Source organism: Nonlabens tegetincola (assembly GCF_002954355.1).
GTDB lineage: Bacteria > Bacteroidota > Bacteroidia > Flavobacteriales > Flavobacteriaceae > Nonlabens > Nonlabens tegetincola.
In genome coordinates this window covers 67717-92139 of record NZ_MQVV01000012.1, presented here as the reverse complement: position 1 = coordinate 92139, position 24423 = coordinate 67717, and the positions used below count along the sequence as shown (strand labels likewise).

The 24423-nt window shown below is 35.5% G+C and carries 24 protein-coding genes; 12 read left to right on the top strand and 12 right to left on the bottom strand.

What is annotated here, in order from left to right; translation table 11 throughout:
- Both porZ and gdhA read right to left on the bottom strand, forming a co-directional pair.
- On the bottom strand, positions 1 to 2286 hold the full coding sequence (gene porZ / locus BST93_RS04200) for a type IX secretion system anionic LPS delivery protein PorZ (protein ID WP_105018199.1): 2286 nt from the start codon (positions 2284 to 2286) through the stop codon (positions 1 to 3).
- Between the two features lie 153 nt (positions 2287 to 2439).
- Entirely contained in the window at positions 2440 to 3789 is a 1350-nt protein-coding gene (gdhA, locus tag BST93_RS04195; RefSeq protein WP_105018198.1) for an NADP-specific glutamate dehydrogenase, read from the bottom strand.
- 235 nt (positions 3790 to 4024) lie between these two features.
- Between gdhA and BST93_RS04190 the strand changes: the two genes are divergently transcribed.
- Positions 4025 to 4798, top strand: coding sequence for a THC0290_0291 family protein (locus BST93_RS04190; protein WP_105018197.1), 774 nt, complete (start codon positions 4025 to 4027; stop codon positions 4796 to 4798).
- 28 nt (positions 4799 to 4826) lie between these two features.
- On the opposite strand, the gene BST93_RS04185 is transcribed toward BST93_RS04190, so the two are convergent.
- Genes BST93_RS04185 through trmB form a run of 3 tightly spaced genes read right to left on the bottom strand, consistent with a single transcriptional unit; the run spans position 4827 to position 6452 of the window.
- Positions 4827 to 5165, bottom strand: coding sequence for an MGMT family protein (locus BST93_RS04185; protein WP_105018196.1), 339 nt, complete (start codon positions 5163 to 5165; stop codon positions 4827 to 4829).
- Positions 5152 to 5784 carry a LysE family transporter gene (locus BST93_RS04180; protein WP_060523280.1) on the bottom strand — a complete coding sequence of 211 codons (633 nt, stop codon included), beginning with the start codon at positions 5782 to 5784 and terminating at the stop codon, positions 5152 to 5154. Before BST93_RS04180 ends, BST93_RS04185 begins: the two co-directional genes overlap by 14 nt.
- Entirely contained in the window at positions 5784 to 6452 is a 669-nt protein-coding gene (gene trmB / locus BST93_RS04175) for a tRNA (guanosine(46)-N7)-methyltransferase TrmB (protein WP_105018195.1), read from the bottom strand. The genes BST93_RS04180 and trmB overlap by 1 nt, the downstream gene beginning before the upstream one ends.
- A gap of 70 nt (positions 6453 to 6522) precedes the next feature.
- On the opposite strand from trmB, the gene BST93_RS04170 reads away from it, so the two are divergent.
- Positions 6523 to 7632, top strand: a complete 1110-nt coding sequence (locus BST93_RS04170; protein WP_105018194.1) for a glycosyltransferase — start codon at positions 6523 to 6525, stop codon at positions 7630 to 7632.
- Here BST93_RS04170 and BST93_RS04165 read toward each other — a convergent pair.
- Both BST93_RS04165 and BST93_RS04160 read right to left on the bottom strand, forming a co-directional pair.
- On the bottom strand, positions 7536 to 8630 hold the full coding sequence (locus tag BST93_RS04165) for a sensor histidine kinase (RefSeq protein ID WP_105018193.1): 1095 nt from the start codon (positions 8628 to 8630) through the stop codon (positions 7536 to 7538). The genes BST93_RS04170 and BST93_RS04165 overlap by 97 nt on opposite strands.
- Positions 8620 to 9306: a response regulator transcription factor gene (locus tag BST93_RS04160; protein ID WP_042276185.1), complete on the bottom strand. Its 687-nt coding sequence runs from the start codon at positions 9304 to 9306 to the stop codon at positions 8620 to 8622. The genes BST93_RS04165 and BST93_RS04160 overlap by 11 nt, the downstream gene beginning before the upstream one ends.
- 232 nt (positions 9307 to 9538) lie before the next feature.
- On the opposite strand from BST93_RS04160, the gene BST93_RS04155 reads away from it, so the two are divergent.
- Together BST93_RS04155 and BST93_RS04150 are read left to right on the top strand one after the other, a co-directional pair.
- On the top strand, positions 9539 to 11257 hold the full coding sequence (locus BST93_RS04155; protein ID WP_105018192.1) for a T9SS type A sorting domain-containing protein: 1719 nt from the start codon (positions 9539 to 9541) through the stop codon (positions 11255 to 11257).
- Positions 11258 to 11323: 66 nt separating this feature from the next.
- The gene (locus BST93_RS04150) at positions 11324 to 12301 is read left to right on the top strand and encodes a LuxE/PaaK family acyltransferase (RefSeq protein WP_105018191.1); all 978 of its coding nucleotides are present in this window, start codon (positions 11324 to 11326) and stop codon (positions 12299 to 12301) included.
- Here BST93_RS04150 and BST93_RS04145 read toward each other — a convergent pair.
- Positions 12298 to 13662, bottom strand: a complete 1365-nt coding sequence (locus tag BST93_RS04145; RefSeq protein ID WP_105018190.1) for a saccharopine dehydrogenase family protein — start codon at positions 13660 to 13662, stop codon at positions 12298 to 12300. The genes BST93_RS04150 and BST93_RS04145 overlap by 4 nt on opposite strands.
- Positions 13663 to 13715: 53 nt before the next feature.
- Between BST93_RS04145 and BST93_RS04140 the strand changes: the two genes are divergently transcribed.
- Positions 13716 to 14102, top strand: a complete 387-nt coding sequence (locus BST93_RS04140; RefSeq protein ID WP_105018189.1) for a DUF423 domain-containing protein — start codon at positions 13716 to 13718, stop codon at positions 14100 to 14102.
- A 67-nt stretch (positions 14103 to 14169) separates the two neighbouring features.
- Positions 14170 to 15786 (top strand): phosphoenolpyruvate carboxykinase (ATP), encoded by a 1617-nt coding sequence (gene pckA, locus BST93_RS04135; protein WP_105018188.1) that lies wholly within the window; start codon positions 14170 to 14172, stop codon positions 15784 to 15786.
- 82 nt (positions 15787 to 15868) lie between these two features.
- On the opposite strand, the gene BST93_RS04130 is transcribed toward pckA, so the two are convergent.
- Positions 15869 to 16612, bottom strand: coding sequence for a uroporphyrinogen-III synthase (locus BST93_RS04130; RefSeq protein ID WP_042277252.1), 744 nt, complete (start codon positions 16610 to 16612; stop codon positions 15869 to 15871).
- A 12-nt stretch (positions 16613 to 16624) separates the two neighbouring features.
- A complete protein-coding gene (locus tag BST93_RS04125) occupies positions 16625 to 17257 on the bottom strand; it encodes a DUF4271 domain-containing protein (protein WP_105018187.1) in 633 nt (210 codons plus the stop codon).
- An 81-nt stretch (positions 17258 to 17338) separates the two neighbouring features.
- Here BST93_RS04125 and BST93_RS04120 point away from each other — a divergent pair, with 81 nt between their 5' ends.
- Genes BST93_RS04120 through BST93_RS04110 form a run of 3 tightly spaced genes read left to right on the top strand, consistent with a single transcriptional unit; the run spans position 17339 to position 19829 of the window.
- The gene (locus BST93_RS04120) at positions 17339 to 18070 is read left to right on the top strand and encodes a polyprenol monophosphomannose synthase (protein WP_042276199.1); all 732 of its coding nucleotides are present in this window, start codon (positions 17339 to 17341) and stop codon (positions 18068 to 18070) included.
- Positions 18067 to 19407, top strand: coding sequence for a dihydroorotase (locus BST93_RS04115; protein WP_105018186.1), 1341 nt, complete (start codon positions 18067 to 18069; stop codon positions 19405 to 19407). Before BST93_RS04120 ends, BST93_RS04115 begins: the two co-directional genes overlap by 4 nt.
- Positions 19404 to 19829 carry a DUF4296 domain-containing protein gene (locus tag BST93_RS04110; protein WP_105018185.1) on the top strand — a complete coding sequence of 142 codons (426 nt, stop codon included), beginning with the start codon at positions 19404 to 19406 and terminating at the stop codon, positions 19827 to 19829. Before BST93_RS04115 ends, BST93_RS04110 begins: the two co-directional genes overlap by 4 nt.
- On the opposite strand, the gene BST93_RS04105 is transcribed toward BST93_RS04110, so the two are convergent.
- Positions 19826 to 20824, bottom strand: coding sequence for an NAD-dependent epimerase/dehydratase family protein (locus tag BST93_RS04105; RefSeq protein WP_105018184.1), 999 nt, complete (start codon positions 20822 to 20824; stop codon positions 19826 to 19828). The genes BST93_RS04110 and BST93_RS04105 overlap by 4 nt on opposite strands.
- Before the next feature lie 84 nt (positions 20825 to 20908).
- On the opposite strand from BST93_RS04105, the gene tyrS reads away from it, so the two are divergent.
- Entirely contained in the window at positions 20909 to 22207 is a 1299-nt protein-coding gene (tyrS, locus tag BST93_RS04100) for a tyrosine--tRNA ligase (RefSeq protein WP_105018183.1), read from the top strand.
- A 65-nt stretch (positions 22208 to 22272) separates the two neighbouring features.
- On the opposite strand, the gene BST93_RS04095 is transcribed toward tyrS, so the two are convergent.
- A complete protein-coding gene (locus BST93_RS04095; RefSeq protein WP_060523291.1) occupies positions 22273 to 22968 on the bottom strand; it encodes a zinc metallopeptidase in 696 nt (231 codons plus the stop codon).
- A gap of 101 nt (positions 22969 to 23069) precedes the next feature.
- Here BST93_RS04095 and BST93_RS04090 point away from each other — a divergent pair, with 101 nt between their 5' ends.
- Positions 23070 to 24008 carry a 2-hydroxyacid dehydrogenase gene (locus BST93_RS04090; protein ID WP_105018182.1) on the top strand — a complete coding sequence of 313 codons (939 nt, stop codon included), beginning with the start codon at positions 23070 to 23072 and terminating at the stop codon, positions 24006 to 24008.
- Positions 24001 to 24396: a VOC family protein gene (locus BST93_RS04085; RefSeq protein ID WP_308736853.1), complete on the top strand. Its 396-nt coding sequence runs from the start codon at positions 24001 to 24003 to the stop codon at positions 24394 to 24396. The genes BST93_RS04090 and BST93_RS04085 overlap by 8 nt, the downstream gene beginning before the upstream one ends.
- Positions 24397 to 24423 lie beyond the last annotated feature (27 nt).

Below are 24423 nucleotides of genomic sequence, written 5' to 3'. Positions count from 1 at the left end.
TTATCTAATAATCATCAATTTAGTAACCGTCGTTTCTATGTTATCATCGGTTGAAATGAGAAGTAAATAAACGCCACTAGCAACTTTTACTCCACCAAAATTGCGTTGATCCCAGGTAATGCTTCCACCTTGTGAAACTTCCTCGTATACTAGATTACCTTCTACATCGGTAATTTTTACCCGTGCACGATCTGTCAATCCATCAATAGTGACATTACCATTGAATCCTGGTCTAACCGGATTAGGGAAAACGAAAACATTTTCTAAATTTTCTCTAGGTTCACTAGAACGATCACCTTGAAAAGCTACAATACCGTTGTTCGTTGCAAAATATACTTTACCTGTAGCACCATCTATTGCAATATCATTAATCACATCACTAGGTAATGGAGAGTTTTCCTTTGTAAATTGAAAAATTGTTTCCCTACCACTAGGAGAAAACAGGAAAGCACCTGATCCTGCGGTAGCTATCCACTTTCTATTGTTTCCATCTATTTCTATGTCCAAAATGGTCACACCATCTAACAACTCTCTAGGAATATTGTTTGAATCCTCTATAACTATTGGTCTAGCATCAGTCACTTGATCTTCAAAAATACTATTAGCATTAAACAATACTCTTAAACCTAGATTTGAGCCTATCCAAAGTGCATTATTTTGATCCAGTCGTACAGCACTTACATAATTATTTACCAAGTTACCTTCTTGAATATTCTCATTTAAATTCCCAAAGGTTCCATCAGTTGGATTATAAGCATATAATCCGGCTCCTGTGGTACCAAAGAACAAATTACCTGTACTAGACACATCTATTTTTGTAGCGCTGGTTAATTCTAATTCTCCAGGATAAGGCACCGAAAAATCTACAGCAGTCCAATTATCTGTAGGAGATTTTCTATTAATCGTAGTATTAGTAATAGAATTAAGAACCCATAAATCACCAGAACTATCAAATACACTGCTAGGAATCCTTGTACCGTTATTTGGGTTTCCTCCAATTTGAGTCATTGACGTATTACTCTCAGTAAATTGTTGTACCGCAACATCATCTGTAAATTCAATAAGGCCGTCAATCATTGAATTCAAATAGACTTGATTTGTATTTGACGGGTTTATTGTAATACTTGCGATTGAACGAGCGTTTAAAACATCGTCAAATTCATGATTAATCCAAGACTCATTCACTAGGTGAGAGACACCAAATGATTCTAGTGGAAACGGATTATAAAAAATATCATAGTCGCCATAGGCTACCCATAATTCATTAGGAACAGCACTTATCGAGAAAGCAGAATTTCTTGATGGTCCATCAGCAAGCACTTGTTGTGCAGTTATAAAATTTGATTGGTCGAAAATCAACATACCGTTATTTTGTGTTCCTAAGTAAAGTTGAGAAGTATCAATCACACCTGCATTATAATTAAAAGATTCTCCATTTACCAGATCAACAGTACTTACTATATTCAAGTTAGTATCATAAAGAAACGATCTATTATTCCCTACAAATAAAATAGTAGAATCTGTAGTATCAACATCTTTAACCAGTTGAGGCACTCTAATTCCTGTAGATACTAATGAAGATCCGTTATATATAAATATGAATCTACCTTCAGTCACGGCGTAAATTTCACTATCAAACGGAAAAACCTCAACCCAAACATCACCGTTTGTCTGGGTCCAATTTGCAAAATCAATTAAAAAAGGATTTGTGATATCGGCAATTCTAAATCCTCCATCCTGTGTAGCTGCAAAAAGCGTGTTATTTGATACTGCTATAGAATTTACCTGTATTTGACTTCCATTATCTCCTATAAAGTATGTGTCATCAAACTCTAGGTCTTCAAGATTATAAATTGCAATACCAAAGTTTGTCGCGATGTAAAGCAAATCACCTCGTTCAAGAAATTCATTGACTCTTTTATTTTCTTGAGAGATTATTGCTTTGTCTCTTATAGCTACCTCGGTAGTGATATCTCCAGTAGACTCTACAATCTGTAACAATCCATTTTCAAATGCAATCACTAGCACATCCTTATCCTCACTATAAAATATTTGACTAATTCGCTCACCACTCAAACCATTGATAGTAGTGATAGTAGAAATTTTCCCTGAAGCTATATTGTACGTAAAAATTGAATTGGAAGCAGCTGCATAGATGACTTCATCAGTACGTTCTAGATCTATAATTTCATTAAATGAGAAAAAACCTTCCCATGAATTTTCGAAGTTTTGAGCCTGAAGCCTAATAGACAATACAATCAGTAAACTAAAAAAGAAATATTTCATATAGAAAGGATAACGCTATTTTTAAACCTTGCGTATTTATTTATACAAAAATAGGTATAAGAAAAAAACCCTGAACCATTGCTGGTAAAGGGTTTTAAAATTTATGATTTGAATAACGCTTTCGCGAAAGCGTAATCACTAAAAGCGATGTTATTAAACCACGCCTTGTGCTAGCATTGCATCAGCAACTTTTACAAAACCTGCGATGTTTGCTCCTTTTACATAGTCTACAAAACCGTTTTCATCTTTACCGTATTCAACACATTGTTCGTGAATACTGTTCATGATGTCTTTCAGCTTGTTGTCTACCTCTTCTTTAGTCCAGTTGTATCTCATTGAATTTTGAGACATTTCTAGTCCTGAAGTTGCTACACCACCAGCATTACTTGCTTTTCCTGGTGAAAAAAGGATTTTATTATCAAGAAATACTTCAATAGCTTCTGGAGTACAAGGCATGTTTGCACCTTCACCTACTGCTTTACATCCATTCTCAACGAGTGTTTTAGCCTCGTCACCGTTTAACTCGTTTTGAGTAGCACATGGTAAGGCGATATCACACTTAACACTCCATGGACGATCTCCTTCATGGAAGGTAGCATTTGTGTACTTATCAGTATATTCTTTTATACGACCTCTCTTGTTATTTTTAAGGTCCATAATGAATTCTAGCTTTTCTGTATCTATACCGTCTTCATCGTAAATATATCCACCAGAATCTGACATAGCTACTACCTTACCACCTAACTCTAGAATCTTCTCGGCAGCAAACTGTGCTACATTTCCAGAACCAGAAATCACTACAGTTTTTCCTTCGATTTTATCATTTTGAGTGGCTAGCATGTTTTGAGTAAAATATACGTTACCGTATCCTGTAGCTTCTGGGCGCATAAGCGATCCACCATAAGACAAACCTTTACCAGTAAGAACACCAGTAAACTCGTTACGTAATTTCTTATAGTATCCAAATAGGTAACCGATTTCTCTTGCTCCTACTCCAATATCTCCAGCAGGCACGTCAGTATCTGCTCCTATAACGCGTTGTAGTTCTACCATAAAACTTTGACAAAAACGCATTACCTCACGGTCTGATTTTCCTTTTGGGTTAAAATCAGAACCACCTTTACCACCACCCATAGGCAATGTAGTAAGGCTATTTTTAAATACTTGTTCAAAAGCGAGGAACTTAAGTATACTAAGATTTACCGATGGGTGAAATCTTAATCCACCTTTGTATGGTCCAATAGCACTATTCATTTGAATACGGTAACCACGGTTTACATGTACATTACCTTGGTCATCGGTCCACGGCACTCTAAACATGGTTACACGCTCTGGCTCTGCCATACGTTCAAGCAAATTATCTACTTGGTACTTTGGATTTTTTTCGATGAATGGGATTACAGCCTCTGCAACTTCAGTTACAGCTTGAATGAATTCTGGCTCATTAGGATTTTTACTCTCTATAAGGTCAACAAATTCTTGAACTTTTTTTCCATTATTGATATATAAATACGTTTAAGAAAACGTTTTCGTTAACGATGCAAATATAGGATAGTCCATTTACGTGAATGCATTTTTAGGTTATTTTTAGGTATGCGAGCATAATAAAAAGTAATAAGGATTGTAGTTCGTCTATGGGATAGGTTATGTTTGATTGATATTTGCGCTGTGAAAGCCTAATTAACTCATAAAGTGGTATATATTTTTATATATTTGACGCTTTACAAAGTCTTCCTACATGACACCAAGTATTAAGAAAATTCTAGTCCTTCTTCTATTTGTAACATCATTGCAAAGTATAAATGCTCAATTGGGATTCTCTCACGAACTAGGTTTTATAACTGGACCTGTTGCTTTTCAAAGTGATTATGGAGAACGATATGATTTTGACACTAACTCAGGTAATGTAGGTATAGGTGTAGGACTGGTACATTACATAAATTTTGCATATCGAGCAGACTGTAATTGTTATAGTCGCGACACATACTGGAATGATCATTTTAAAATAAGAAGTGAGGCTAGTTATCACGTTACCACTCTTAACCATTTAAGTGAGCTAGCTGACAGACCATCAATAGCTGGTTTACAATTGCGCTCAATGGAAGGTAAAGCTAGAGTGTTTGAAATAGGAGCCCATTTAGAATGGTTTCCTTGGAGTATAAGAGATTTTCAATCTGGAAGCCCAAAGGTGGCTCCATATTTAGGTTTCGGCGCACATTATGTAAGTTATAGACCAGAAGCTACAAGTTCCCTAGGACCTTTGAACAATCCTATTACAACGTATCCAACTTTTTTAGATCGTATAGACACATCGCAAGGTAGTGCTATTGCGCTAGTAGGTGATATAGGAATGAGATATAAACTTGGACCATTAAGTGACTTATTAATCTCTTCAAAATGGCATTATTATGTTAATGATAACTACGTTGACGGTCTAAGTCCTTTAAACGAGAACAACCGTGCCAATGATTGGATATGGTGGTTTAATGTAGGATATATTTTGTATCTATAATTTTAGAAAACCTGTAATCTAAAAACGATTAACGCTCTAATTCAATATTAGGATCCCAAAACACCTCATCAAGGTTTTGGACTTGATCATCAATAATATCTAGCCCTTCATTTTCTAATAATTGTTGCATAAGTTTTGTACCAGGAAAATGGTGTTTACCTGTAAGAACACCGTTACGATTCACCACTCGTTGCGCTGGCACATCATCTTGTGTGTGACTGCTATTCATTGCGTATCCAACTACCCTACTACTGCGAGGCGCTCCTAAAAATCTAGCAATAGCACCATAACTAGTAACCCTACCTACTGGTATTTGCCTTACCACATCGTACACCTTATTAAAAAAATCGTCTTTAGAAGATGTCATCTCTCATTTTAATAAGTGAAACCAGTGCTATCAAGAATGTCAATCCACTTAACAAATAATTGATATTTCTCGCAAAATTCACACTATCAAACCCGAATTTCTTGACATACTTCACATAGGCCAACAACATTAAAAAAGTCCCTAGACAAGCTCCAAATATGAAAAAATGAGCAGTAGGTGATTCAAATTTGAATAAATCTCTATCAGCCAAAAAAGAACTAAACCCTATGTAAAAAGGAATAGGAAATACATTAAGTGTAGAAAGAATAATACCATGACCTAATAACTTATAGCCAGATTTTTCAACGGCTTTTACTTCAGTAGCTGTATCTAATCTAGCTTTAATAAAAAAGAAAATAGATAAAGCAAAGAATGCAATAATAGCAAACCGTTCTAGAGCAATTAGCACTTGTTGATTATCCGTAAGAAGCTTTGAAAAAAACACACCTACATAGACCTGGGCCACAACAACTAGTGAAGCTCCTACACAAAATAAAACCGCAGCTCTACGACCTTGATTAACACTAATTTTTGCTGCAGTCAGATTTAATAATCCTGGTGGAATAACACCTATAAATCCAACTGAAAAACCAAAAACAAAGTGCCAAAACGAATCCATTACTTAATCTTAAATTTCAAATAAGTAATAGGCTTTCCTACTTCTAAGTATTGTTTTTCATAAAAGGTTTGTGTAGATACTACCTCTTCAGGAGCCTCAGTATTTGAGTAAATATCATGATGAGCATAAAGAATTTCATCACCACGACCATGTAACAATCCTATGGTGTAGCCATGCATAAACTCTGAATCTGTTTTCAAGTGCATCACACCGTCTTCCTGTAAAACATGCTTGTACTTGGCTAGAAAAGCATCATTTGTCATGCGGTGCTTAGTTCGTTTGTATTTAATTTGAGGATCTGGAAATGTGATCCAGATTTCTGCTATTTCCGCTTTCGCGAAAGCGCAATCTACTAATTCAATTTGAGTACGTAAAAAAGCTACGTTATCTAATCCTTCTTCCAGAGCAGTCTTTGCACCACGCCAAAATCTAGCTCCTTTTATATCGATACCAATAAAATTACGATCTGGATATTTTCTTGCTAGTGCAAGAGTGTATTCACCTTTACCACAACCTAATTCAAGAGTTATGGGTTTATCATTACCGAAGTGTTCATTCCACCTTCCTTTAAGAGTAAAATTGTTTAACATTTCATCCCTAGTAGGCTGAATTACATTGTCAAAGGTCTCATTTTCTTTAAATCTCTTAAGCTTATTTTTACTTCCCAAATACAATAATTTAAAGGTTACTTAATGCCTACAAAGATATCAGATTCCAACTGTTAGGTATCTTTGATTCGTGCGAAATTACAAAAACATACTTGTTGCTCCACTTAATTGGGGATTAGGTCATGCCACTAGATGTATACCTATTATCAATGCGATTATTGATAATGGGGACAGACCAATTATAGCAAGTGATGGCGACGCACTTAACCTGCTGAAAAAGGAATTTCCAACTTTAACGTTTATCGAGTTGCCATCCTATGAGATATCCTATCAAAACGAGCGAGGATCTCTAAAGTTGAAATTGATCAAGGATTCTCCTAGAATATGGCAAGCTATAAGATCTGAACACAAAGCATTGCAGCACCTGATTATCAAGTATAAACTAGACGGAATAATTTCAGACAATAGATTAGGGCTTTATACTAATCTAATTCCTACCGTATTTATCACTCATCAATTGCAGGTTTTATCTGGAGGAACCACTTGGTTAAGTACACAACTGCACTTACACTATATTAAGAAGTTTGATCAATGCTGGATTCCTGATGTTAAATCTTATCCTAACTTAAGTGGGAAATTAAGCTATAATGAGGATAGTGATTTAAAGAAAATCTATTTGGGTCCACTATCTCGTTTTGTACCAAACAACGCTCAAAGTCACACCTATGACTTAATGGTCTTACTATCTGGACCAGAACCACAGAAATCAATTCTAGAACGTCGTTTAAAAAAAGAGTGTGAAAAGTTTAATGGTAAGGTCCTTTTTATTTCTGGTAAGGTAGAAAAAGAACAGACTATTGTTAAAAGTGGACACATTACTTATTGCAACTACCTAGATACACAGGGATTACAGAAGGCCTTTGACAGAAGTAAATTAATTTTATCACGTAGTGGTTATACCACCGTAATGGATTTACAAAAATTAAAAAAGAAGGCTTTTTTCATCCCAACACCAGGTCAATTTGAGCAAGAATACCTCGCAGAACATTTACAAAAAGCTGGATTTGCTCCTTATTGCAATCAGGATGAGTTTGACATCAATATGCTTAAAATGGTAGATGAATATAAAGGACTAGTTGAGAGTTATTCTTCAACTACTTCAATATCTTCTAGCCTAGACGAAGCTTTTTCTAGAGTAAATGAAAACTCAGAACCGATTCCTAATTCACTGTCAACGTAGATGCTTTCTCGATGAGCGTCGATAATATGTTTAACAATAGCAAGTCCTAAACCAGAGCCTCCTTCTTTACGAGAACCCGTTCGGTCAACCCTAAAGAAGCGCTCAAATAACCTAGGAACAAACTCCTTGTCAATACCTTCACCATTATCAGTCACTCTAATAATCACCTTGTTATTTACTAGATCTTCTATAGCAATCTCAGTAGTTCCATTGTTTCTCCCATACTTGATGCTGTTTACAATCAAATTAGCAATTACTTGCTGAATACGTTCTTGATCGGCTCTTACCATTATTGGTGAATCGTAATTCATATCTAGTGCAAGCGTAATATTTTTTTTACCTGCCTTCATTTCGAACTGATCAAAGACTTGTTTTATCAAGGCAACAATATCAAATTCTTTTTTATCCAACGACATATCACCTACCTCTAGTCGAGTGATCATATCCATGTCATTAATAATATAAGTAAGACGCTCTACTCCTTTTTGAGCTCGTTGCAGGTATTTTTTCCTAATTACCTTGTCTTTATGAGCGCCATCCAAAAGGGTGTCAATATAGCCTTGAATAGTAAATAACGGAGTTTTAAGCTCATGAGAGATATTACCTAGAAACTCTTTACGATAATTCTCACGCACCTTTAAAGTTTCGATTTCTATTTTTTTCTTACGAGCAAATTTTTCAACTTGATTTTTCAAGGTCCTCATATCGGTAGTCACCGGTTGCTCGATAAGAGAAGTGGATTCTAAAATACTTATCTCATCATATATTTTTTGAATACTCTTGTAAATGTATTGCTGGGCCCTGTATTGAACGACCAAAAAAGAAATAACAAAAAGTAAAAATGGAAATACAATACAAAATACAAGAGGTAATTCTGGATGAAAGAGAATCTCGTATAAAATAATAAGAATAGCTGCAATACTGCTTATAAATAAAGATGATCTAAAAGCAAACCTATAACTCTTTCTATTTTGAGAAATTGGATTGTTATTTGACATATTTATAGCCTACTCCTTTTACGGTTTTAAAGCTCTTCTCTCCTAGTTTTTCTCTTAATTTCCTAATGTGAACATCTATAGTGCGTCCTCCAACTACAACCTCATTTCCCCAAACGACATCAAGAATTTCTTCTCTTTTAAACACTTTACCCGGATTACTTGTCAGCAAAGACAATAATTCAAACTCCTTTCTAGGTAGAATCATTTCTTCCTTCTTGTAAAAGATTTTGTATTGATCTTTATCGATTACTAAATCACCAAGTTTTACCACATTTTCATCAGACTCAACTTCCTTTATTTTTCTTCTAAGTAATGACTTTACCTTACTTATAAGTAATCTAGGTTTAACGGGTTTTGTAATATAATCATCGGCACCTGCATCAAATCCAGCTATCATAGAGAAGTCCTCGCCTCGAGCAGTGAAAAAGGTAATAATAGAATTATCCAATTCAGGAATTTTTCTCATTTTTTCACAAGCTTCAATCCCATCCATAATAGGCATCATAACGTCTAGTATGATAAGATCCGGCTTCTTTTTCTTGGCTTTTTTAACACCTTCATCGCCGTTCTCTGCTGTGTAAACCTGATATCCTTCATTCTTAAGATTATAACCAACAATTTCTAGGATATCTGGTTCATCATCTACTATTAAAATCTTCTCTTTTAAGTCTTTCATGTTGAATTGTAAGTAAAGTTCGAAATTATATCGAATGGTTTAAAAGCGTTTTAAGGTTGTGTTAGGTTTAGGTTAATTTAAACCACGTGGAAAATTACAATTATTATAGCAGACTTGAAATGAGGAAGTTTGGAAAGAATTTCTTTCAAATGTTATCTTAATATTAAATCCTAGATTATCAAACAGATACCTTAATTAATCGTGGTATCTTTGCACAAAATTTATATCAATTATGAAACAAATTTACTTTTTAGTAGCCTTATTTGCTGCTTCTTTTTCTTTTGCTCAACAACCTATTATTACATCAATAATGGACGGTACCTGTTCAGGTGGTACTCCTAAATTAATTGAGATCTATGCTGATGGAACAGTTGATTTCACACAGTATACTTTAGAAAAATCTGCAAATGGTGGTGCTTTCGGTTCTCCTTTTGACCTAAGCGTTTTTGGAACTAGAACAGATTCATTTGTCTACGTGTACTCAGGTACCGAGGCTACCTTAAATTTGGAATTTCCAAATATTCCTGCAACTGATTATGCTAGCGCCAGTGCTGCAAACAACAATGGAGATGATGCTATTCGTATTATTGAAACTGTAAGTACAAATGTGGTAGACACATACGGTACTATGGTTGATGGTACCGGAGAAACTTGGGAATATCTAGACTCTTATGCAAAAAGAGTTGATGGCACTGGTCCAGATGCTACTTTTAATCAAGCAAACTGGAATACTACTGCCCCTAACACTCTAGATAATCAGTGTGGTACAACAACTTTTGAATCTATCATCAATGTAGGGTCTTATACCACTACTGCAAATACTAACCCAACATTGAGTATTACTGCTCCTGCAAATGGAAGTACAGTAACTAGCAATGTAGATGTTTCATTTGTGGTAACCAATTTTAACGTAGCATCAGCTGGTGGTGATGGTTATGTTCAATATGAATTAGACAACAACGGCTTTGTTGATAAATTCGACACTACAGATATTTCATTTACAAGTTTAAGTCCTGCTACTTATACCGTAACAATTCAACTAGTAGATAATGTAGGTGCTCCTTTAAACCCTGCTGTTTCTCAATCAGTAAGCTTTACAGTTCCAGGTGCTCAACAAGTTCAAGACCTTGCTGCATTAAGAGCAATAAGCCTTCCTACTTCTGATGTTATAACTGTTGCCGGAGAAGTAATAATTACTCATACTGAAGGTTTCAGAAACCAAAAATGGATACAAGACGCGACTGCTGGTGTTTTAATTGATGATAATTCTGGAATTATTACAACTGCTCTAGTAAGAGGTGATGGAATCACGGGAGTTACAGGTACTCTTAGTGAATTCAATGGACTACTTCAATTCACTCCAACTGTAGACACTGGAGCTCCAACGAGCACAGGAAACACAGTTGCTCCAGAAATAGTTACTCTTGCGCAATTAAACGCAAACCCAGAAGACTACGAATCTGAAATTGTACAAATTGATAATGTTACTTTTGACAATGCAGATGGTACTCTAGCATTTTCAAACGGTGACGAGCAACCTATTTCTGTTGGAATGGACAGCTTTTCTCATAGAGCTCTTTTCAATGTAGATTATATAGGATCAATATATCCTACACAACCTACAAGCCTTATTGGTTTTATTACTCAAAGAAGTAATGGTTACCACATTCAAGCTAGAGATCTTACTGATATCACTATCCTTTCTAACGATACGATTGACTCAGCAGATTTCAACATTTATCCTAATCCTAACAGTACTGATAAATTATTTATCAATACTTCAAACGGACAACCAGTTAACGTAACTGTATACAGCACATTAGGACAACAGATACTTAATGTACAGAATGTTACAAGAGAATTAAACATTTCTAGCCTTGATGCTGGTCTTTATATTGTAAGAATTTCTCAAAATGAAGTTTCTCAAACTCGTAAACTAATCGTTAAGTAAACTACGATCACATTATAGAATAAAAAGCACTGCGATACGCAGTGCTTTTTTATTTTTGCCTTTAATATGAATACTACTAGAAAAAATCCTTTTACTATAAAAGACCATAAGGAATTTAATGAACAATGTATTCATCAATTCAACTATCAGTACAACAACAATCCCGTTTATAAAAGGTACTGTAATTACCTCTTAGGAAACAAACAAGTTCACCAGATAGAGGAAATACCGTTTTTACCAATTGAATTTTTCAAAACTCATGATGTGGTAATTACAGGAAAACAAATACAACAAACATTTACAAGTTCTGGTACAACAGGCAGCACAGTCTCAAGACATCTAGTACATTCGATAGAAGATTATCACAGTAGTCTAGATCTATCTTTCAAAGAAGTATATGGCAATATTGAAGATTATGTAGTTCTTGGCCTCTTACCGCATTATCTAGATCGCACTGGCTCGTCTCTAGTACACATGGTTAACAGATGGATCCAACAAAGTAAACATGAGAAAAGCGGCTTCTATTTAAGAAACATGGAAGACCTCATTATAATCCTTCAAGAATTGAAGGATAAAAAAGTAATATTAATTGGTGTTACGTTTGCTCTTTTACAACTCGCTGAAATGTGCCCGATGGATTTACCTAATACAATAATCATTGAAACTGGAGGAATGAAAGGGATGAGAAAGGAGATTATTAAGTCTGAACTTCATGATATACTAAAGATCTCTTTCTCAAAGGCTCAAATTCACAGTGAGTATGGAATGACAGAATTACTGTCACAAGCATATTCATCTGATGGTAGGCTATTTAAAACTCCAAATTGGATGCGTGTATCTGCCAGGCAACTCAATGATCCGTTGAGTAGTCAAGATTACGGCAAGACAGGTGGCTTAAACATTATCGACCTTGCTAATTATTATTCTTGTAGTTTTATTGCTACCCAAGATCTAGGAAAGGTTTACCAGGACGGTACCTTTGAAGTTCTTGGTAGGTTTGACCACAGCGATATTAGAGGCTGTAACCTTATGGCTACTACCTAACGATGAATAGGATTATAACCTAGGTATTTTGTTTCGCTTTCGCGAAAGCGAATATCATAAGACTCTAATTCTTTTAAAATTGGTTCGTAAACAGAACTGCAAATTGGAATTTGCACACCTGGATTTGTAATTTCTTTATCAAGTATTTTTAAAGTAGCAATTGCAACTGGTAATCCCACTGTTTTGGCCATTGCTGTTTTATAGTCACCTTCACCCAGACAAACCATGGTACTATCTATTTGTTTGCGCTCACCATCAAGTTCATATCCAAATTTGTGATACATAACTATCATGTCCTTTTCACCTTCTTCCAAGGTCCAAGAATCCTGTAAGATATATTGAAGAATTTGTGCAGGAGTTGCATTTTTTAGACTTATCATTTTAGTAGAACTAAAAAGATCTAGCTCTAATAGTTTATCCCACATTATATCATCTTGATCAATTTTAAGCTCATTGCGCATTTTGAGCTCTACGCTATCAGTTGGTGAATACGGTAAAAAGCTATTTACAAAATCTCGATAAGACATGTTTTCAGAACCTTCCATGAGGTAAGTATCATCGGTCATTCCCAGTTGGACAAACATATTCCAAGCCCTACTAAATCCTACTCTTCTCATAGTACCACGATATAGAGTAAGAACGTCGTCTAAGCCATAAATTTCACGATAATGCAAGCTATTGCGGTTTGCATAAGCTTCAAACCTTCCATAATCTTCTACATCAAGAAACTCGGTTCTCCTAAAAAGTCGGTTATAGGGTATGTATTTGTAAGTTCCTTCTTGTATAAATTTTGCAGCACCACCTTGACCAGCAGTGACCACATTTCTAGGATTCCACGTGAACTTGTAATTCCATAAATTATCATCATGTTCTGGTGCAACTAATCCACCAGTAAACGATTCAAAAAGCAACATTTTTCCACCTTGTTTTTTGATTTTATCGATAACCTGCATGGCGCTCATATGATCAATTCCTGGGTCAACACCAATCTCATTCATGAACACAAGTCCCTTTTTCACCACATCATCGTGAAGTTCTTGCATTTCTTCACTCACATAACTTGCGGTAACCATATTTTTCTCGAGCTTCAAACAATCCTTTGCCACTTCAATATGAAATCTAGCTGGCAACATAGAGACAACGATATCAGCCTTTTCAATTTGCGTCTTTCTATCTGCGGCATTAAAAACATCTAGCGCTATCGCCTCACAGTTTTTATGTCCGTGAGTCAACCTCAATGCCTGGTCTATATCCTTATCACCTACAGTGATAAACAATTGATGAGTTTCAGATTTTTCTTTTAAATAATCTAATAGGACACCTGTTGATTTTCCTGCTCCGATTACTAAGATATGACGCATATGAGTTGTAATTTTAGACCAAAGTACATAGATAATAATCAAAAGAAAATTTTGTGAGAAAGAATTTTTTAGTCACAGGAAGTGTATTTATCCTTATCGGAGTGATACTAGGAGCATTAGGTGCGCATGCTTTAAAAGAAGCACTTACACCAGAACAATTGGCAAGTTTTGAAACAGGAGTTAGATACCAAATCTACCACGGATTTGCTTTATTAATTATGAGTTTAATCGATCAAGCAACCGCTACTCACAAAAAAACCGTTTATTATTTATTCACTATAGGAACCATTTTCTTCTCATTTAGTATTTACCTACTTAGTTTACAGGAAATACTGGGAATTACATTAAAGTTTCTAGGACCAATTACACCAATTGGTGGGCTGCTTTTAATCATAGGATGGGCTGTAAACGTGTACAATTTTTTAAAATTAAAACGTTAAAAAGGTTGTACTACAACGTTATAGTGCGTTACTTTTGCATCAAATTTTAACTCCCAAACCACACAACATGGGTTCAAATACACTAGCTATGAGAACTATCTCACTAGAAAAATGGGGAATCACAGATTCTCAATTACATTACCAACTTGCACCAAAAGATCTGCAAGAAATCTCCGTAGAGCGTTTCAATGGTAAGGAAACTAAAAACGGTACCCTAGCCGTAAACACAGGTGAATTTACAGGACGATCCCCAAAGGATCGTTTTATCGTTAAAGACGATGTAACATCTGACAAAATTTGGTGGGGTGACATCAATATTCCTTTTGAACCGGATCATTTTGATGCTTTATTAGAAAAAGTTACAGCATACCTAAATGGAAAAGAGCTCTTTGTGAGAGATGCTTATGCATGTGCACATGATGACTATAGACTTAATCTACGAGTGATTAATGAATATCCATGGTCTAACATGTTTGCTCACAATATGTTTTTAAGACCTGATGAAAGCGAATTAGACAACTTTGATCCAGAATGGACGGTAATTAACGCTCCAGGATTTATGGCTAATCCTGAGGTTGATCATACCAGACAACATAATTTTGCAATTTTGAATTTTTCAAGAAAAATTGCTTTGATTGGAGGAACAGGATATACAGGTGAAATCAAGAAAGGTATCTTCAGTGCCTTAAACTTCATTCTTCCTGTAGACAAAAACACATTACCTATGCACTGTAGTGCCAATGTAGGTAAGGATGGAAATACAGCAATATTCTTTGGTTTAAGTGGAACAGGAAAAACTACTTTATCGACCGATCCTAATAGAGCGCTTATCGGTGACGATGAGCACGGTTGGACCTCAAACAATGAAGTTTTTAACTTTGAAGGTGGTTGTTATGCCAAAGTCATAAACCTAGACCCAAAGGGTGAACCTGAGATCTATAATGCGATTAAACCAGGAGCTATTTTAGAAAATGTGATTTTCAATGAGGATGGCACCGTTAATTTTGCAGATACTAGTATTACTCAAAACACCAGAGTAAGCTACCCTATTTATCATATTGAAAACATCAAGCAACCATCAAAAGGAAAGAATCCTAAAAATATATTCTTCCTTACAGCAGATGCTTTTGGTGTGTTACCTCCAATTTCAAAACTTACGCCAGGACAAGCTGCATACCACTTTATTAGTGGATATACTGCAAAGGTAGCTGGTACTGAAGCTGGAGTAAATGAACCACAACCTAGTTTCTCAGCTTGTTTTGGAGCTCCTTTTATGCCTTTACATCCAACTAAGTATGCTGAAATGTTGAGCGCCAAAATGAAGGAAACTGGCACCAACGTTTGGCTAGTGAACACTGGATGGACTGGTGGTCCTTATGGAGTTGGCCACAGAATGAAGCTTAAATATACAAGAGCGATGATTACCGCAGCCCTTGACGGAAGTTTAGAAGAGGCAAATAAAGACAATTATCACATACACTCTATGTTTGGCGTGGCGCAACCTAGAACATGCCCTAACGTGCCTGACGAAGTTTTAAGCCCGAGAAAATCATGGAACAATGATGAAGGTTATTATAAGACCGCACATAAATTAAGAGATTACTTTATGAATAACTTCAAAAAATTTGAAAGTTATGCTAGTGAAGAAATCCTTGCTGGTGGTCCACCAGTAATTAGTGAATAACACAATTAAAAAAGGCTTCTCATTGAGAAGCCTTTTTTGTTTTTATTAAGTTTCGCTTTCGCGAAAGCGAAAACTCTACCTTTTATTTTCCTTTAATATAATTCTCGATCGCCATTGACATAGAAGGCGATTCTGGAGTAGGTGCCTGAATATCTATTCGAAGACCTTTTTCTTGCGCTGCTTTCATCGTAGTGTTACCAAAAACAGCAATACGAGTTTTATCCTGTACAAAGTCAGGGAAATTCTTGAACAAACTCTCTATACCACTAGGACTAAAAAATACTAGAACGTCGTATTTTACATCTGCAAGGTCAGAAAGATCACTAATTACTGTTCTAAAGAAAACAGCACTCTTCCAATTCACTCCTAGCGAATCAAGCTCTCTAGGCACATCATCCTTTAATTTATCAGAACTAGGAACTAAAAAAGATTCGTTTTTATGCTTTTTGATAAGAGGAGTAAGCTCTGCAAAAGTCCTTTTACCTACATAAATTTTACGCTTTCTATAGACTACATATTTTTGCAAGTAATAAGCTACAGCCTCTGACTGACAAAAATACTTTAGAGAGTCTGGAATTTTAAAACGCATTTCTTCAGCAACGCGGAAAAAATGATCAACGGCATTTCTACTAGTAAGGATGATAGCACTAAACTTAGAAAGATCAATTTTTTGTTCTCTTACCTCCTTAGCACTCGCGCCTTCCACGTGAATGAAAGAGCGAAAATCAATCTTCACCTTAGTACGATCTACAAGATTTTGATAAGGTGAGGTTTCAGCCTTTGGTTGTGGCTGTGAAACCAGAATTGTTTTCACTTTGTTGTCCATATGCAATTTCAATTATCCACCCTTAACATACTTATACAAAAGTAAGTAGGGTGCGATTTCAAGGGCGCAAAGGTACAAAATAAAATAAAACCAATTGTTTAAAAGAACCTTCTTTAACTTAACTATAATTAAAATACTGATAAGTATTTCCATGAATACAGCTGTAATTCCCGCTATAACAAGGATATCGTGCTGCAAACTTTTAAACGCTGCTACAATAGCAAATAAAATAGCAACAATAGCAAACCCATTTCTCATAAACCACCTATAGTGCCAGCCTAAATAAACAACATCCTCTGTCTTTGTTATTACAGAACAAATTTTTGACACAAAGTATTGAAAACTATAAAACAAGATGATTAAAAGCAGTTTCATTACCCATTCCTTACTTATAAGGTGGTTATCACCCCAAACTAGTTGGGCTATGGTTGTAAGAGCAACAAAATAGCAAATGATTAAGGCTGCATGAATCCATCTGTAAGTTTTAGGCTCGTCCAAGGTTACTTTTATTATTTTGTCATTTATAAAAACAGATAAGTAATCGGTAATTTGAATACTAGACATGTAACGCGCAATCACCACAAAAACGAGTAATGTAGTAAGTACTATAAAAAACCAATCAAAATTTTGTGCGAGTGGACTCATAAGCAAGTGAACACAAAAATAAGCTATTCAACTAGTCGTTTAAAATAGGGTAGAATATTTGAGTATTTTTGCGCCTGCTATATGAAAAAGACTTTAGTCATAATACCTACTTATAATGAGATTGAAAATATCTCATCCATTTGTAATGCAGTATTACTTTTAAATGATGACATTCATTTATTAGTCGTAGACGATAATTCACCAGACGGCACTGCAAATGAAGTAAAACAGATCCAGAAAAACTTTGACAATAGACTGCATTTAGAAATTAGAAAAAATAAAGCTGGTCTGGGAACGGCCTATATCCATGGGTTTAAATGGGCTTTAAAAAGAGAATATGACTTTATATTTGAAATGGATGCTGATTTTAGTCATAATCCAGCTGATCTTCCTATTCTTTATGAAGCATGTGCTACACATGGCGCGGACCTCGCTATAGGTAGCCGTTATGTCAAAGGTGTCAACGTGGTTAACTGGCCTATGAGTCGCATATTACTATCTTATTTTGCATCAAAATATGTGAGATTCATAACTGGTATGGATATCCATGACACGACAGCAGGATTCAAATGTTATAAATCAAGTTTATTAAGGAAAATTAATTTAGATAAGATTAAATTTGTGGGCTATGCTTTCCAAATTGAACTTAAGTTCAAAGCCTACTTATTGAAAGCAAAAATTGTTGAAATACCAGTCATTTTCACTGACCGCTCAAAAGGTGAATCTAAAATGTCGAAGGGAATAATAAGCGAGGCTATTATTGGTGTAATAGCTATGAAAATAAAGAGTGTACTAGGGAAATTAGAAATATGAAAAAGACTTTAATTAAGAATGCTAAAATTGTCAATGAAGGAACCGTTTTTGAAGGAGACATATTCATTGAAGGTGATACTATTCTTGAAATCGATGAATCAATAAGTGCTAAAGATCCTAACACCATTATTATTGATGCCGAAGGAAAATATGTTCTACCAGGTGTAATTGATGATCAAGTACATTTTAGAGAACCAGGTCTTACTCATAAAGGTAACATCGCTTCAGAAAGTGCTGCTGCTGTAGCTGGTGGTATAACCACCTTTATGGAACAACCTAATACAAAACCACAAACCATCACTATTCCAGAGTGGGAAAATAAAATGGCTATTGCAGCAGCAACTAGTCATGCTAATTATGGTTTCATGTTTGGTGGTACTAATAACAACCTTGATGAAATACTCAAAGTGGACATTAATAGAGTACCTGGTATTAAATTGTTCTTAGGATCATCAACAGGGAATATGCTGGTGAATGACGAGGAAGTTCTTAAAGAAATTTTTTCTAAAGTAAAGCTTAGAATATCGCTACACTGTGAAGATGAAGACACCATAAAAGCAAATTTACAAGAGGCTCTAAATACATATGGTGAAGAAATTCCAATAACCGAACATCCAAAAATACGCAGTGCAGAAGCCTGTTATAAAAGTAGCTCAAAGGCCGTTGAGCTTGCTAAACAAACTGGTGGGAGAATTCACGTTTTTCATTTGTCAACCGGTAAGGAAACCGAGCTTTTTGATAATAAATTACCTATAGAGCAAAAACAAATCACTGCCGAGGTTTGTATACATCACTTGTGGTTTAGTGACGAGGATTACAAAGAAAAAGGAGCGTTTATAAAATGGAATCCTGCGGTAAAAACAAAAAGTGATAGAGATCAATTATGGGAAGCGCTATTGGATGATAGGATTGACGTAATAGCTACAGACCATGCGCCACATACTATTGAAGAAAAATCAAACACTTATACAAACTGCCCTAGTGGTGGTCCTTTAGTTCAACACGCTTTACCAGCCATGTTACAATTTGTACATGAAGGAAAAATCTCTATTGAAAAGGTGGTTGAAAAAATGTGCCACAATCCAGCGAGATTATTTGACATCGAAAAACGTGGCTATATAAGAAAAGGATATAAAGCAGATTTAGTTATTGTAGACACCAATAACCCATGGACTGTCACCAAAGATAATATTCTTGCGAGCTGTGGATGGTCTCCTTTTGAAGGTGTTACTTTTAAAAGTAGAATTTCACATACTATCGTTAATGGTCACATAGCCTATCACAACTTTAAAGTAAGTGCAGAAAGAAATGCCCAAGAATTAAGTTTCAATCGATGAAAAAAATAATTTTCATACTCTTTATCACAATTGTAGGTTGTGTTAATATCAATAAAGTGGAACGTCCAGAATCCTTTCTTGATATTGAGAAGATGTCTGATGTTTTTGCCGACTTGTATTTGATTGAAGGTGCGATAGGAACAAATCGTGATAATTTTATGAAAACAGGCACTCTTCCTACAGCCTATATTTATAAGAAACATCAAATCGACAGTCTTGTATTTAAAGAGAATTTGGAATACTACAACCAAAGACCTGATGAATATATGGAAATGATTGAGCTCACTCAATCTAAATTAAACACCATCAAGGATAGCATTGCAGCACGTCAACAACGTGAAAATAAATTAGGTGAATTAAAAACACCCTTAAACACACTATTAGAAAGGGATAGTATCAATAATTTAAAAGAAGAAAATTAATTTAGATTCTTATAAAAAGTTGTAACCCTTTGTAGGGTTTGATCAAAATGCTTGGTCTCATAATTCGGGAAGACAGCTTTTATTTTATCGTTACTATAATACGTTTCACTAGTGAGACTCTTAACTGTGGCACTAGTTAAACTTGAACCTCCTAACCAGCCTATAGGCTGAGATAGTATAGATAGAAACTGTAAAAACCATGCGCTTAATTTGATATTAGGCTTTTTTACCTTTAAATGACCTGCTATTTGATCAAGAACAGTTTTGTAATTAAGATTGTTAGACACTAGGATAAAACGCTCATTTTCCACATCACTTTCCATGAGATTAACCATGTAATGCACAACATCACGTACATCTATAAAACCACTACTACCCGTAGTATAAAATTTATTCCCGCCAGCTGTTCTAGATATTAACTTACCCGATCCTGAATTAAAATCACCTTCGCCTAGAATAACTCCAGGATTGACAATTATAACCTTCATACCTTCTTGAGTAGCACGCCAGGCCTCCATTTCGGCACCATATTTTGTAATGCCATAATCACTATTAAGTCCGTCCAAATTAAAGAAGTCTTCCTCGCTAGTTGGTTTTCCTGCCAGAGCATCTCCTAAAGCGGCTATACTACTAACGTGACAAAATTTTTCTACTTTGTGGTGCAATGCCGTATTAATAACATTAGCAGTTCCAGTGACATTTATCTTTTCAAGTTCTTCAAAATTATTTGCTTCAATAGCCGCTGCACAGTGATATACTTGATTAACATTGTTAAAGACAAGGTTCAAACTAGGCACGTCCAAAATATCAGCCTTTACCCAATTAAAATTTTCAATAAGATGTCCACTTTCTTTGTCGTACGATTCAAAAATGCGGCGTACTTTATCCTTGCTACTCTCTGTTCTAAAAATGGCGATTATTTGTGTTGCGCTTTCGCGAAAGCGATATAACAAATGTCCTCCTAATAATCCAGTTGCTCCTGTGATAAGAATCATGTTGTAAAAGTAATGAATACATCACGATCACAGTGCTACAAAACTGCCAAAACCCCATATATTTGCAGGTCAAAACACAAGCTTATGTCCTACGATTTTGTAAATGAATTGAGATGGAGAGGAATGATACATGATATCATGCCCGATACTGAAGAACTACTTAACAAGGAAACTGTTACTGGTTATATAGGTTTTGACCCTACTGCAGATTCTCTTCACATAGGAAGTCTAGTACAAATCATTTTACTCATGCACCTACAACGATCTGGTCACAGACCGGTTGCACTTGTAGGTGGAGCCACTGGTATGATAGGTGATCCAAGTGGTAAAAGCAGTGAGCGTAACTTACTTACCCAAGAGATTCTAGATAAAAATATAAAAGGTGTCAAAAACGTAATATCTAGATTTGTTGATTTTGAATCTGGTGATGAAAGTACTCGTGCAGTTCTAGTGAATAATTACGACTGGATGAAAGAATTTAGCCTGATCGATTTTGCTAGAGATATTGGTAAACACATTACTGTAAACTACATGATGGCCAAGGATAGCGTGAAAAAACGCTTTACGGGTGAAGTGGATGGCATGAGCTTTACAGAATTTACCTACCAGCTGTTTCAGGGATATGATTTCTTACATCTCTATGAAACAATGGGTTGTAAACTGCAAATAGGTGGTAGTGACCAATGGGGAAATATCACCACTGGTACAGAGTTAATACGACGTAAGGCTGGTGGAAAAGCTTATGCACTTACTACTCCTTTAGTTACTAAGGCTGATGGTACGAAATTCGGTAAAACAGAATCGGGAAATATATGGTTAGATGCAGACAAAACAAGTGTTTATCAATTTTACCAATTCTGGTTTAATGCTACGGATGCCGATGCTGAAAACTGGATTAAAATTTTCACTTTTCTAGACAAGGAAACATGTGAACAATTAATCGAAGAACACAAGCAGGATGCAGGCCGAAGATCTCTTCAAAAACGCCTAGCTGAAGAAGTAACCGTTATGGTCCATGGTAAAGAAGCTTATGAAACAGCTGTAGAAGCTTCACAAATTCTATTTAGTAAAACGGTGACACCAGAGCAATGGAACAAATTTGACAAAGCTACTTTACTCGAGATTTTTGAAGGTGTTCCGCAAGTAGAAGTAGATCGCAAAGTGGTTGAAAATGGGATAGACCTAGTTCAATTCTTTGCAGAGACTACTGGATTCCTAAAATCTAATAGTGAAGTAAGAAGAGCTCTTAAAGAAAATAGTTTATCCATAAATAAAAATAAGATAACCGAGGAAAGATCTATAAATGAAGACGATATTATTGCTGGTGACTTAATGCTTTTACAGCGAGGTAAGCGTAATAAGTTTCTAGTTATTTTAAAATAAAAACTTCTTTAACCCAATCAAAAAAAGCCTCTGAAATATCAGAGGCTTTTTTAATTTGAGAATTTTTAATCTCTTCTTCCTAAATATATAGACAAGAAGTATAAAAGTGTGGCGAGTGAACCTACAGCAGCAACCAGATAGGTACGTGCTGCCCATTTTAAGGCATCCTTGGCGCCTTCATGTTCTTCTCTAGTAAGCATATTGTTCCCTTCTAACCAAGCTAGAGCACGATTACTAGCATCATACTCAACTGGCAAGGTGATAAAAGAAAATAAAGTTCCTGTAGCATACATTAGAATACCTATTAATAGTAGAGTATTTCCAAATTGAGTAGTCGCGGCAAGTGTGATCCCACCGATAATAACCCATTGTGAAAATCGTGATGCGATGCTTACTACAGGCACTAGTTTTGACCTCATTCCTAACCATGAGTAAGCTGTAGCATGTTGTATCGCATGACCTACCTCATGAGCCGCAACAGCAGCGGCTGCTGCGTTACGTTGAGAGTACACCACATCACTCAAATTAACCGTTTTATTAGCCGGATTGTAGTGATCTGTTAATTGACCTTTTACAGAAATTACTTTTACATCCGTTATGCCATTATCGTCTAGCATTTTTTGAGCTATTTCTGCCCCAGACATTCCATTACGTAAATGAATTTTTGAATAGTGCTTGAATTTAGATTTCAATTTATTACTTACATACATACTTACCAGCATTACCAATCCTCCGATAATGTAGTACCCCATTAAACCCATTCTTTTTATGTTTTAAATTATTAAATAAAAGTAGTTTTTTATTCTTAATTACAAGAACCGCACCATTATGAAATGATTATTTTTACCCTATAATTTGCCCTATGAAGGTTTTACATCTAGACGAGAACCACCCTATTTTGATTCAGAAACTGTCTGATTTTGGATTTCAAAATGAATGTGATTTTAACTCTGCAAAAGCAGAAGTTGAAAAAACAGTTGAACAGTACGATGGATTAATCGTACGTAGTAGATTCCCTATTGATCAAACCTTTCTAAAGAAGGCCAAGAATCTTAAGTTTATAGGAAGAATAGGTGCTGGATTAGAAAACATTGATCTTGAAACCGCAAGCAAGTTGGGAATAGTATGCTATAACGCACCTGAAGGTAACCGCAATGCAGTAGGTGAGCACTCACTAGGAATGTTACTAGCCCTTTTTAATAAACTACATACGGCAGATCATGAGGTGCGCAACGGCCTTTGGCAAAGAGAAGAAAATCGCGGCATCGAGGTAGATGGAAAAACCATTGGATTAATAGGTTACGGGAATATGGGTAAAGCATTTGCCAAAAAACTTAAAGGGTTTGACTGCAAGGTGATTTTTCATGATTTAAAGTCAGGTTTACAAGATGAAAATGCCAGCCAGGTAACCCTTGAGGAATTACAGCAACAGGCAGATGTTCTCTCATTGCACACACCACAAACTGATCTAACGATAGGAATGGTGAATGAAGATTTTATTAACGCTTTCGCGAAAGCGTTCTATCTAATTAACACTGCAAGAGGAAAGGCGGTTGTCACTAAGGATTTAGTCACGGCCTTGAGGAGTAAAAAGATATTAGGAGCTGGATTAGACGTACTAGAATTTGAAAAGAGTAGTTTTACATCATTATTTGAAAATGATACCATGCCACCAGAGTTTAAAGAGCTTATAAGTATGAAAAATGTGATATTGAGTCCTCACGTGGCTGGATGGACGATTGAATCAAAGTATAAATTGGCAGAAGTTATTGCCGATAAAATCATTAAGAATCATGGCTAAAGTAACTGGATTAGGAGGAATATTTTTTGTTTGTAACGATCCTGAAAGAACAAAACAATGGTATCAAAAACATTTGGGATTAAATACTGATCAATATGGATGTACTTTTTTTATGTCAGAAGAAGTAAAAAGAGAACCCAAAGCTAGTCAACAGTGGAGTCCTTTTCCTGCAGATACTACTTACTACCCAAAAGAGCAAAAATTCATGATTAATTATCGTGTTGATAATCTTATAGAATTATTAGCAGACTTACAAAATTCTGGCATTCAACAAGAAGGAGATATGCAGGAATTTGATTACGGTAAATTTGCTTGGATCATAGATTGTGATGGTAGGAAAGTCGAATTGTGGGAACCTAAGCAAGAAGAATTATTTGAAAAACAGTAATATTGTAACATTAACAACCTTAATAAC